Origin of the sequence: Streptomyces sp. NPDC005878 (genome assembly GCF_040629815.1) — a bacterium.
GTDB lineage: Bacteria > Actinomycetota > Actinomycetes > Streptomycetales > Streptomycetaceae > Streptomyces.
The window spans coordinates 82,134-93,033 of sequence record NZ_JBEXWK010000035.1 but is presented as its reverse complement, the minus strand read 5'-3'; the positions used below and the strand labels follow the sequence as shown (position 1 = coordinate 93,033).

Annotated in this window: 8 protein-coding genes; 7 read left to right on the top strand and 1 reads right to left on the bottom strand. The window is 70.7% G+C overall.

Annotated features, from left to right (window positions below):
* Positions 1-261: 261 nt before the first annotated feature.
* From eno to ABZ404_RS34200, 7 genes are all read left to right on the top strand, one after another.
* Entirely contained in the window at positions 262-1,545 is a 1,284-nt protein-coding gene (eno, locus tag ABZ404_RS34230) for a phosphopyruvate hydratase (RefSeq protein WP_358833761.1), read from the top strand.
* 98 nt (positions 1,546-1,643) lie between these two features.
* Positions 1,644-2,120, top strand: a complete 477-nt coding sequence (locus ABZ404_RS34225; protein ID WP_358833760.1) for a septum formation initiator family protein — start codon at positions 1,644-1,646, stop codon at positions 2,118-2,120.
* A 56-nt stretch (positions 2,121-2,176) separates the two neighbouring features.
* A complete protein-coding gene (locus tag ABZ404_RS34220; protein ID WP_358833759.1) occupies positions 2,177-2,713 on the top strand; it encodes a DUF501 domain-containing protein in 537 nt (178 codons plus the stop codon).
* Positions 2,710-3,633, top strand: coding sequence for a Ppx/GppA phosphatase family protein (locus tag ABZ404_RS34215; protein WP_358833758.1), 924 nt, complete (start codon positions 2,710-2,712; stop codon positions 3,631-3,633). Before ABZ404_RS34220 ends, ABZ404_RS34215 begins: the two co-directional genes overlap by 4 nt.
* Positions 3,634-4,013: 380 nt before the next feature.
* Positions 4,014-5,393, top strand: coding sequence for an NAD(P)/FAD-dependent oxidoreductase (locus ABZ404_RS34210; protein WP_358833757.1), 1,380 nt, complete (start codon positions 4,014-4,016; stop codon positions 5,391-5,393).
* Positions 5,394-5,577: 184 nt separating this feature from the next.
* The gene (locus ABZ404_RS34205) at positions 5,578-6,882 is read left to right on the top strand and encodes a cyclopropane-fatty-acyl-phospholipid synthase family protein (protein WP_358833756.1); all 1,305 of its coding nucleotides are present in this window, start codon (positions 5,578-5,580) and stop codon (positions 6,880-6,882) included.
* 99 nt (positions 6,883-6,981) lie between these two features.
* The gene (locus tag ABZ404_RS34200) at positions 6,982-8,250 is read left to right on the top strand and encodes a phospholipase D-like domain-containing protein (protein WP_358833755.1); all 1,269 of its coding nucleotides are present in this window, start codon (positions 6,982-6,984) and stop codon (positions 8,248-8,250) included.
* A 66-nt stretch (positions 8,251-8,316) separates the two neighbouring features.
* Here the strand turns inward: ABZ404_RS34200 and ABZ404_RS34195 are convergent, their stop codons facing one another.
* A complete protein-coding gene (locus ABZ404_RS34195; RefSeq protein ID WP_358833754.1) occupies positions 8,317-10,845 on the bottom strand; it encodes an ABC transporter permease in 2,529 nt (842 codons plus the stop codon).
* Positions 10,846-10,900 lie beyond the last annotated feature (55 nt).

Sequence of the window (10,900 nt, the reverse complement as noted above, 5' to 3'; positions counted from 1 at the left end):
CCCCTGTAGGTGCCCGCACCACCAGGGGCGCGGGGAACTGCGCGACCAGCCCCCACCGGGCCGCAGACGCATACGCACCGCACCCGGCAGGGAAACCGCCCCGCGCGGCGCGGGGGTTTGTTTTGTTCGGGAACATTTTGCCCCCCGTTTCGTCCCACGGGCCGGTCGGTCGGCTGGTGGATGCCCCGGAGCCGGTTAGGCTCAGGGGTGCCGGACCAAGCGGCCCGGCGTTTCCGCGTCACATCCCAGAAGGAGATGCTCGTGCCGTCCATCGACGTCGTCGTAGCCCGGGAAATCCTGGACTCCCGAGGCAACCCCACGGTCGAGGTCGAGGTCGGCCTCGACGACGGCAGCACCGGCCGTGCCGCCGTCCCCTCCGGCGCCTCCACGGGCGCCTTCGAGGCCATCGAACTGCGTGACGGCGACCCCAGCCGCTACCAGGGCAAGGGCGTCGAGAAGGCCGTCCTCGCCGTGATCGAGCAGATCGGCCCGGAGCTCGTCGGCTACGACGCCACCGAGCAGCGCCTGATCGACCAGGCGATGTTCGACCTGGACGCCACGGACAACAAGGGCTCGCTCGGCGCCAACGCCATCCTCGGCGTCTCGCTCGCCGTCGCCCACGCCGCCTCCGAGGCCAGCGACCTGCCGCTCTTCCGCTACCTGGGCGGCCCGAACGCGCACCTGCTGCCCGTTCCGATGATGAACATCCTCAACGGTGGGTCGCACGCCGACTCCAACGTCGACATCCAGGAGTTCATGATCGCCCCGATCGGCGCGGAGTCCTTCTCCGAGGCGCTGCGCTGGGGCACCGAGGTCTACCACACCCTCAAGGCCGTCCTGAAGCGCAAGGGCCTGTCCACCGGCCTCGGCGACGAGGGCGGCTTCGCCCCGAACCTGGACTCCAACCGCGCCGCCCTGGACCTGATCCTGGAGGCCATCAAGGAGGCCGGCTACACCCCGGGCAAGGACGTCGCGCTCGCCCTGGACGTCGCCGCGTCCGAGTTCTACAAGGACGGCAAGTACGAGTTCGAGGGCCAGTCCCGCACGGCCGCCGAGATGACCGAGTACTACGCGGAGCTCGTCGACGCGTACCCGCTGGTCTCCATCGAGGACCCGCTCTTCGAGGACGACTGGACCGGCTGGAACACCATCACCGCCAAGCTCGGCGACCGGGTCCAGCTCGTCGGTGACGACCTGTTCGTGACCAACCCCGAGCGCCTCGCCCGCGGCATCGAGGAGAAGTCGGCCAACGCCCTGCTGGTGAAGGTCAACCAGATCGGCTCGCTGACCGAGACCCTCGACGCCGTCGAGCTCGCCCAGCGCAGCGGCTTCAAGTGCATGATGTCGCACCGCTCCGGCGAGACCGAGGACGTCACCATCGCCGACCTCGCCGTCGCCACCAACTGCGGCCAGATCAAGACCGGCGCCCCGGCCCGCTCCGAGCGCGTCGCCAAGTACAACCAGCTGCTGCGCATCGAGGAGATCCTCGACGACGCCGCGGTGTACGCCGGCCGCAGCGCCTTCCCGCGCTTCCGCTCCGCGTAGCACGGCCAGGGCCCACCGCCCTGTCGTCCGTACGTCCCCGGCCGCGGTCCCGTACCGTGTCCGGGGACGTTGTACGTACGTGAGGGGAGCGGGGCGACATGGCCAAGGGCAACCGGGACCGGTTCTCCACCGCGGCCCGGCTCAAGGTGCTCGGCGAGCAGACCGCGGCCCGTGTCTACCGGTCGCAGAAGAAGCGCCAGGCACGCCGCTCCCGGCTCACCGGGCGGGCCGCGCTGCTCGCCCTGGTGATGTGCTCCCTGGTGGTGGCCCTCGCGTACCCGATGCGCCAGTACGTGTCGCAGCGCGGCGACATCGCCGAGGAGCGCCGCAAGGAGCACGACGCGGCCGCGCAGGTCGAGCGGCTGCGCGACGAGAAGGCGCGGCTCCAGGACGACGCGTACATCAAGCGGCTGGCCCGTGAGCACCTGCACATGCAGTTCCCGGGCGAGACCGGCTACACCGTGACCGACCCGTCGGCCGGCAAGGGCCGCCGCGACGGCAAGGCCTCCACCGGCCGCCCCTGGCACCAGAACCTCTGGGACGGTGTGGACAAGGCCGACCGTCCCGGCGACTGACGACGTGAACCGCCAGCGACCGATCCAGACAGACAGAGACTGAGACAGACACCGCGATGGAAACGCCCCCGCCCCGCACTCCCCGCACCGAGCCGACCGAGGCGGACATCGCCGCCTTCCAGGAGCAGCTGGGCCGCCCGCCGCGCGGACTGCGCGCGATCGCGCACCGCTGCCCGTGCGGCAACCCCGACGTGGTCGAGACGGCCCCCCGGCTGCCCGACGGCACGCCCTTCCCGACGACGTACTACCTGAGCTGCCCGAGGGCCGCGTCGGCGATCGGCACGCTGGAGGCCAACGGCGTCATGAAGGAGATGACGGAACGTCTGGCGACCGACCCCGAGCTGGCCGCGGCCTACCGCGCCGCCCACGAGGACTACATCGCCCGCCGCGACGCCATCGAGGTCCTGGAGGGCTTCCCGAGCGCGGGCGGCATGCCGGACCGGGTGAAGTGCCTGCACGTGCTGGTCGGCCACTCGCTGGCGGCAGGGCCCGGCGTCAACCCGCTGGGCGACGAGGCGATCGCGATGCTCCCCGAGTGGTGGGCGAAGGGCCCCTGCGTCACCCCCTGTGTGCCCGGGGAGGGCGAGAAGTGACCCGGGTCGCCGCCATCGACTGCGGGACGAACTCGATCCGCCTCCTCGTCGCCGACGCGACCGCGTCCGGCGGTGACGGCGGTGAACTCGTCGAGCTGGACCGCCGGATGACGATCGTGCGGCTGGGCCAGGGCGTGGACCGCACCGGCCGCCTCGCCCCCGAGGCCCTGGAGCGCACCTTCGCGGCCTGCCGCGAGTACGCGGCGGTCATCGAGGAGTTCGGCGCCGAGCGCGTGCGCTTCGTGGCCACCTCCGCCTCCCGCGACGCCGAGAACCGGGACGCGTTCGTCCGGGGCGTGGTCGAGATCCTGGGCGTCGAGCCCGAGGTGATCACCGGCGACCAGGAGGCCGAGTTCTCCTTCACCGGCGCCACCAGGGAGCTGCACGCCGACGGCGACTACCTGGTGGTCGACATCGGCGGCGGCTCCACCGAGTTCGTGGTCGGCTCGCGCCGGGTGCGCGCGGCCCGCTCGGTGGACGTGGGCTGTGTGCGGATGACCGAGCGCCACCACCCCGGCGACCCGGCCACGCCCGAGCAGATCGCGGCCATGCGGGCGGACATCGAGGCCGCCCTGGACCTGGCCGGGCAGACGGTCCCGCTGCGCGAGCCGCGCACCCTGGTGGGTCTGGCGGGTTCGGTGACCACGGTCGCCGCGATCGCGCTGGGTCTGCCCGCGTACGACTCGGCGGCGATCCACCATTCCCGTATCCCCTACGAGGACGTCAAGCGGGTCACCGAGCGCCTGCTGGCCTCCACCCATGAGGAGCGCACGGCGATCCCGGTGCTGCACCCGGGCCGGATCGACGTGATCGCGGCGGGCGCGCTCGTCCTGGAGGCCGTCATGGAGCGCACGGGCGCCTCGGAGGTCGTGGTCAGCGAGCACGACATCCTCGACGGAATCGCCTGGTCGATCGCGTGAAATGGGTTCCGGAGGGCCCTTACGGGGCCCTTCGGAGCACCCTCCGCGAGAAAGTTCGTGAAGTTCTTCACAAGGAAAACCCGTCCGATGACCTCGAATGAGGGCCGCAGGCCTCTCTTCTGTAGGTCCAACGGCTCAACAGGGCGCGATCCAGGGGGTCGACCCCGTGTTACGAGCGTGTTTCCCGACCCGGTGGTCCAGCCCGCGCGACGGTGTGAGGGCCAGTTCAGGAGGGGTGAACAACGTTCTCCCCGGTACCGTGGTTCCCCTGAGCCACCATGACCTCGGTCACGTGGGCCGCGAAGTGTAGCAGAGACCCCGTCGGACCTTGTGAAGGGGCGCACGAGCGAGGCTCCACAGGGGGGTGGATACTCGATGGCATGAGCACCACGGAGCGTCCCCGAATCCTCGTCGTAGGCGGTGGGTACGTAGGCCTGTACGCGGCACGGCGCATTCTCAAGAAGATGCGCTACGCCGAGGCGACCGTCACGGTCGTCGACCCGCGGTCGTACATGACGTACCAGCCCTTCCTCCCCGAAGCCGCCGCAGGCAGCATCTCCCCGCGCCACGTCGTCGTCCCGCTGCGACGCGTCGTGCGCGGAGCCGAGGTGCTCACCGGCCGTGTCACCAGCATCGACCAGGACCGCAAGGTCGCCACGGTCTCGCCGCTCGTCGGCGAGGCCTACGAGCTGCCCTTCGACTACCTGGTCGTCGCCCTCGGCGCGGTCTCCCGCACCTTCCCGATCCCCGGCCTCGCCGAGCAGGGCATCGGCATGAAGGGTGTCGAGGAGGCCATCGGCCTGCGCAACCACGTCTTGGAGCAGCTCGACAAGGCCGACTCCACGACCGACGAGGACGTCCGCCGCAAGGCCCTGACCTTCGTCTTCGTGGGTGGCGGCTTCGCCGGCGCCGAGACGATCGGCGAGGTCGAGGACATGGCCCGCGACGCGGCCAAGTACTACACCAACGTGAAGCGCGAGGACATGCGCTTCATCCTGGTCGACGCCGCCGACAAGATCCTCCCCGAGGTCGGGCCGCAGCTCGGCAAGTGGGGCAAGGAGCACCTGGAGGGCCGCGGGGTCGAGATCTACCTCTCGACGTCCATGGACTCCTGCGTCGACGGCCACGTGGTGCTGAAGAACGGCCTGGAGGTCGACTCCAACACCATCGTGTGGACCGCGGGCGTCAAGCCCAACCCGGCGCTGGCCCGCTTCGGCCTGCCGCTCGGTCCGCGCGGCCACGTCGACACCGCCCCGACCCTCCAGGTCCAGGGCACCGACTACATCTGGGCCGCGGGCGACAACGCCCAGGTCCCGGACCTCGCCGCCCGCAAGGCCGGCGTGGAGAACGCCTGGTGCCCGCCGAACGCCCAGCACGCGCTGCGCCAGGCCAAGGTCCTCGGCGACAATGTGGTCTCCGGCATGCGGGGCTTCCCGCAGAAGGAGTACGCCCACGCCAACAAGGGCGCGGTGGCGGGCCTCGGCCTCCACAAGGGCGTCGCGATGATCGTCATGGGCAAGATGAAGATCAAGCTCAAGGGCCGTCTCGCCTGGTACATGCACCGTGGCTACCACGGTCTGGCCGTGCCCACCTGGAACCGCAAGATCCGTGTCTTCGCCGACTGGACGCTCGCGATGTTCCTGAAGCGCGAGGTCGTCTCGCTCGGCGCCATGGAGACTCCGCGCGAGGAGTTCTACGAGGCCGCCAAGCCCGCCCCGGCCCCGGCCGCGAAGGTCGAGGAGAAGGCGAAGGCCTCCTGACCCCGGTCAGCCTCCCGTAGCAACGCCCGAAGGGGCCGTCCGCCATCCGTGGTGCGGGCGGCCCCTTCGGCGTGCGCGCCGCCGCCGTACGCCCGTGGCGCTGTAGCGGGACGGCCGGTGCCCGGGGCAATCTTGTCCGGGGCGGGTGCCGGGCCCCGGGGGCGACTTCACGGAGGTGTGCGCCATGGCCGACACCGCGACGCGGCTGACCGCTCTCGCCGGTGAGCTCCTGGGCGAGGAGCTGCCGGTCCGCGTCCGCGCCTGGGACGGCAGCGAGGCGGGCCCACCGGACGCCCCGGTGCTCGTGCTGCGCCACCGCCGCGCCCTGCGCCGGCTGCTGTGGAAGCCGGGCGAACTGGGCCTCGCGCGCGCCTGGGTGGCCGGTGAGCTCGACATCGAGGGCGACCTCTACCGGGCCCTCGACCTGATGGCCGGGCTGCTCTGGGACCGCGGCAGGAGTCCGGGGCGTGCGGTCCATCCCGTACGCGACCCGAGGCTGCGGGCCGCCGCCCGGGAGCTGCTGCGGCTCGGCGGGCCGCTGCCGCCGCCCGCCCCGCCCGCCGAGGAGCTGCGCCGGCGCACCGGCCCGCTGCACACCCGACGCCGCGACCGACAGGCCGTCAGCCACCACTACGACGTGGGCAACGCCTTCTACGAGCTGGTCCTCGGCCCCTCGATGGTGTACTCGTGCGCCTACTGGGAGCACCCCGGCGCCACCCTGGAGCAGGCCCAGCACGACAAGCTGGAGCTGGTCTGCCGCAAGCTCGGCCTCGGCGGGGGCGACCGGCTGCTCGACGTCGGCTGCGGCTGGGGCTCGATGGCCCTGCACGCCGCCCGCCACCACGGCGCCCGGGTCGTCGGCATCACCCTCAGCGCCGAACAGGCCGCCTACGCCCGCAAGCGCGTCGCCGAGGCGGGTCTGGCCGACCGGGTCGAGATCCGGGTGCAGGACTACCGGGACGTGAGCGACGGGCCGTACGACGCGATCTCCTCGATCGGGATGGCCGAGCACGTGGGCTCGGCGCGCTACCGGGAGTACGCGGACGATCTGTACGCCCTGCTGAAGGAGGGCGGGCGCCTGCTCAACCACCAGATCGCCCGGCGCCCCGAGGGGGACGAGGCCGGCTACCACGTGGACGCGTTCATCGACGCCTACGTCTTCCCCGACGGGGAACTGGCCCCGCTCGGGCGGACGCTCGCGACCCTGGAGGACGCGGGGTTCGAGGCGCGGGACGTGGAGGCGCTCCGCGAGCACTACGCGCTGACCCTGCGCCACTGGGTGGCCAATCTGGAGGCGGACCGGCCGCGCGCGGCCGAGCTGACGAGCCCCGGCCGGGCCCGGGTGTGGCGGCTCTACATGGCCGCCTGCGCCCTGTCCTTCGAGCACAACCGGATCGGCGTCAACCAGATCCTGGCGGTGAAGACGGCACGGGGCGGCGCCTCGGGGATGCCGCTGCGGGCGCGTCGGTGGGGGAGCCCGGACCGGTAGCGGGCGGGGGGCGTTGGTACCTTCGACCGATCGGACGGAACCCTGCCGTCCGATTTGTCATGTACGTGCTATTCGTAGCCCTATGCACTGGAGGCCGGTGTGCACCGCCACCGCAGAACCTGGCTCCTCGGCCTGGCCGTTGCCGTGATGTCCGTCTTCGCCGGACCGGGCGCGGCCTCGGCCGACACCGTCGCGGTCACCGACGGGGCGATCTTCAACGACCCGTCGGGCACCACCGCCGACCAGGACAGGATCCGCGACTACGTCGTCTCGCTGGTGAACGACGCCCCCGCGGGCAGCACCGTCCGGATGTCGATGTACACGTTCACCGACGACGTCCTGCGCACCGCGCTGATCGCCGCGAAGGACCGCGGCGTCGCCGTGAAGCTCGTCGTCGACTACAAGTCGCACAACTTCAAGCCCGACGGCACGGAGCTGACCAAGGGCGGCGAGTACGAGAACCTGGCCGCCGCGCTCGGCACCGACCGCACCAAGGCGTCCTGGATCCTGTCCTGCCCGCAGGGCCGCGCCTGCATCGCCAACCGCAGACTCAACTCCGGTGACGACGGCTCGATCAACCACAACAAGTTCTTCCTCTTCTCCCACACGGGAGGCGCGGACAACGTCGTCGTGCAGACCTCGGCCAACATGTCGGGCACCCAGCGCACCGACCTCTTCAACAACGCCGTGACGCTGGTCGACGCCGGTCTCTACGCCAACTACCAGGCGTACTTCGACGACCAGGTGGCGAACGGCTCGGCGGGCACGAGCAACAACAACTACTACTCCACCCCAACCAGTTCGACCAACCCCGACTACAAGACGTACTTCTTCCCCCGCAAGGAGACGTCCGGCACCACCTACTCCACGGACCCGGCCACCGACACGGTCAAGCTGATCCTCGACAAGGTCGTCTGCTCCTCCACCCAGCACTCCGAGGTGCGGATGGCGGCCAACCTCTTCTACCGCGACCAGATCGCGAGCAAGCTCGCCTCGATGGTGGACGCGGGCTGCAAGGTGTACCTGGCGGCCGACGGCAACCCCAACGGCGGCGGCACGGGCGTGCCGTCCATGGGCAAGACCGTCGAGTCGATCCTGTCCGGGCAGCTCACCCAGCGCGTGGAGTGCTGGGAGACCCCGCCCGCGGGCCACACCGTCAACATCGGCATCCACTCCAAGTACCTGCTGGTGAACGGCACCTACGAAGGCGTCGCCAACGAGAAGATCGTCTGGACCGGCAGCCACAACTACTCGTGGCAGGCCCTGCGCTCCAACGACGAGACCATCCTGAAGATCAACGACGACGCGGTCTACGACCAGTTCAAGGCCAACCACGACCGGCTGATGTCGTACTGCGCCGGAAGCTGACGGAGGCGGACAACGCGAAGGGCCCGGGACGGCGGTTGCCGTCCCGGGCCCTTCGCCCGTGTGCCCCTACTCCGTCTTGATCGCCGTCAGCATGTTCAGCCGGGCGGCGCTGCGGGCCGGCCACATCGCGGCCAGCACGCCCACCAGACCCGCGAGCGCCATGAACAGGGCGATCCGGTCCCACGGGATCACCAGCGCGTACGCCGGGATCGAGCCCTTGATGGTCTCGCCGATGGCCCAGGCCAGGAAGGTGCCGAGGCCCACGCCGATCAGCGCGCCGAAGACCGCGATGACGACGGCCTCCAGGCGGATCATGCGCTTGACCCGGGCCCGGTCCAGGCCGATCGCCCGCAGCATCCCGATCTCCTGCTGGCGCTCGAAGACCGACATGGCCAGCGTGTTGACGACACCCAGGACCGCGATGAGCAGCGCCATCGCGAGCAGCCCGTACATGATGTTCAGCAGCGTGTTGATCATGCCGCCGAAGGTGTCGCGGATGTCCTGCTGGTCCATGAAGCTGATCGCCGGGTTGTCACCGAGCGCGTTGACCAGCGCCTGCTCGTTGACCTTGGTGGCGCCGCCGGACATCTTCACGAAGACCGACTCGATGTGCGGCCGGGTCTCGTGCGGGTCGAGGACCGACGTCGCGGCGAGCACCGGGTCGAGGAACTCCTGCTTCTTGAAGACCGCGCCGACGGTGAGCGTCGTCTTCTTCTTGTCGTCGAACTCGACCGGCAGCCGCGTGCCCGGCTTCCAGCCCTGCTTCCGCGCGGTCTCGTCGTCCACGGCGAGCTGTCCCTGGCCCAGGGTGGCGAGCGAGCCGGAGACCGTCTCGACCTTCAGCACCTTCTCGATGTCGCCCGGGGTCACCCCGGAGACCGAGCGGAAGTCGCCGTCGACCTGGAGGTAGGAGGACTGCTTGGGGGAGGCCGCGGTGACGCCCGGGGCCTTGCGCAGCTCCGGCACGACCGACTTGTCCAGCCGGTCCCCACTGGCCATCGCGACCATGTAGTCGGCCTTGATGTTGTCCGTGGTCGTCTTGTCGATCGCCTTGCCGACCGTGATGCCGAGCACCGAAAGCGCGGTGACCAGGGTCAGACCAATGGCGAGCGCGGAGGCGGTCGCGCCGGTGCGGCGCGGGTTGCGCACCGCGTTCTGGCTGGCCAGCTTGCCGGAGACGCCGAACAGCCGGCTCAGCGGCGGACGTACGATGGCGATCACCGGCCGCGCGAGCAGCGGGATCAGCACGATGATGCCGACCAGGGAGAGGAAGGCACCGAGGCCGATCATGGTCTTGCCGTCCCGTCCGGCGCCCGCGCCGGCCAGGACCGCGGCGAAGCCGCCCAGGGTGATGACCGCGCCGATGGTGTTCCGCACGACCAGCGACTTGGTGGTCGCGGCGGCGTGCACGCTGTTCATCGCGGCGACCGGCGGGATCTTCGCGGCACGCCAGGCGGGCAGCAGGGCCGCGATCAGGGTGACGATCACACCGACGGCCAGCGCGGCGATCACCGGGGTGGAGGAGACGATCAGCGAACCGGCCGGCAGCCTCACGCCGAAGGAGTCCATCGCGGAACGCAGCCCCACCGCGAGGCCGAGACCCAGCCCGAAGCCGACCGCCGAGGCGACCGTGCCGACGACCAGCGCCTCGGTGAGCACCGAGCGCCGCACCTGGGAGCGGGAGGCGCCCACCGCGCGCATCAGGGCCAGCTCCTTGGTGCGCTGGGCGACCAGCATGGTGAAGGTGTTGGAGATCAGGAAGATGCCGACGAAGAGCGCGATGGCGGCGAAGGCCAGCAGCGTCTGGCTGAGCGCGCTCAGCCCCTCCTCGATGTCGTCCGCCTCCTGCGCGGCGAGCGCCTGGCCGGTGCGGGCCGTGGCGTGCTCGGGCAACGTCGGCAGGACCTGGTCGAGGAGCTTCTGGGCGTCGACGCCGGGCTTCGCGGAGACGTTGACCTTCTGGAAGAACCCGGGCTTGAGGTAGAGCCGCTGCGCCACCTTGGTGTCGAACAGGACGAGGCTGCCGCCGGCGTTGACCGAGCCGTCCTCGGTGGTGAACACACCGGCGAGGGTGTACGTCTTCACCGGCCCGTTGGTGGCGACGCGGATCCGGTCCCCGACCTGGTACCCGCCCTTGTCGGCGGTGTCCTCGTCGAGCGCGATCTGCCCGTCCCGGACCGGCCCGGTGCCGGCGGTGAAGGTGTAGGCGGGGTCCTTGCCGTCGCGGCTCGGCGAGAAGTTCCCGCCCTTGTTGGCCCAGCCCTGGCCGATCAGCTTGCCCTTCTTGTCGGCCACCCCGGCGAACCCGTCGACGCGCCCGTTGACCGAGGTGACTCCGTCCAGGGCCGCGATCCTGTCCAGGGTCCGGCGTCCGACGCCCGGGTCCTGCTTGTCGTCGTCCCGGCTGCCGTACGACTCGATGGCCACGGCCACGTTGTCATAGCTCTTGGCCGACTGGTTCTTGAAGGCGCTCTTGAGGGTGTCGGTGAAGACCAGGGTGCCGGAGACGAAGGCCACGCCGAGCATCACGGCGAGCACGGTCATCAGCAGCCTGGCCTTGTGCGCGAGCACGTTGCGCAGGGCGGTTTTGAACATGGGGCTTTTCTCAGTCCTGGGGTGGGGGCCGGGCGAAGGGGGCGAACGGGGCGGG